Origin of the sequence: Bradyrhizobium sp. 142 (assembly GCF_023074015.1) — a bacterium.
Taxonomy (GTDB): domain Bacteria; phylum Pseudomonadota; class Alphaproteobacteria; order Rhizobiales; family Xanthobacteraceae; genus Bradyrhizobium.
In genome coordinates this window covers 1-550 of record NZ_JADPKQ010000348.1, presented here as the reverse complement: position 1 = coordinate 550, position 550 = coordinate 1, and the positions used below count along the sequence as shown (strand labels likewise).

Sequence of the window (550 nt, the reverse complement as noted above, 5' to 3'; positions counted from 1 at the left end):
CTGAGCCGCTGGTTCCACGAGCGGGTCGGCACGGCCAAGGGACGCATCCGCAAGATCGCCATCGTGGCGCTGGCACGCAAGCTGATGGTGGCGCTGTGGCGTTATCTGGAAACCGGCCTCGTGCCAACGGGCGCTGAAATGCGCCCAAGCCTTTAACCGACGCCGGTGCGCCAATGACGGCCGACGTGACCCAGGACAGAGGCGTGACCGAACCCGGGCTTGGGTCTTCGGATTCCGCTTTCGTAGATGGGTCCCGTCTCTTCTGGGCCTTACCTTCACCCGTGCATGAAAGATTAAGGTCCGGGTCACCACACCCGACCGGATACAAGTTGATGCGGTGCTTGCCGCATGACCACGACACGGCCCAGTCCAGGATATCGCGTCACGCCGTTCACGACGCGCACCGAAACGTTCCGATCCGAAAGCCTCGCGCCAGCCTCGCCGCTGTCAAGGCCGCTACGCGCCGCCTCCGGCGGTGGCCTGCGGCCAGCCTTGACCGCGGCTGCGTCTGGCGCAGCGGTCAACCATCGGAACGAAAACGCCATCGCGA

The 550-nt window shown here is 65.1% G+C and carries 1 protein-coding gene and 1 pseudogene; both read left to right on the top strand.

The features are described from left to right. A pseudogene (locus tag IVA82_RS32625) lies at positions 1-156 on the top strand (IS110 family transposase); the annotation flags it as partial. A gap of 192 nt (positions 157-348) precedes the next feature. Then, a partial coding sequence (locus IVA82_RS32620) for a hypothetical protein (protein ID WP_247388789.1) occupies positions 349-550 on the top strand: 202 nt, incomplete at its 3' end.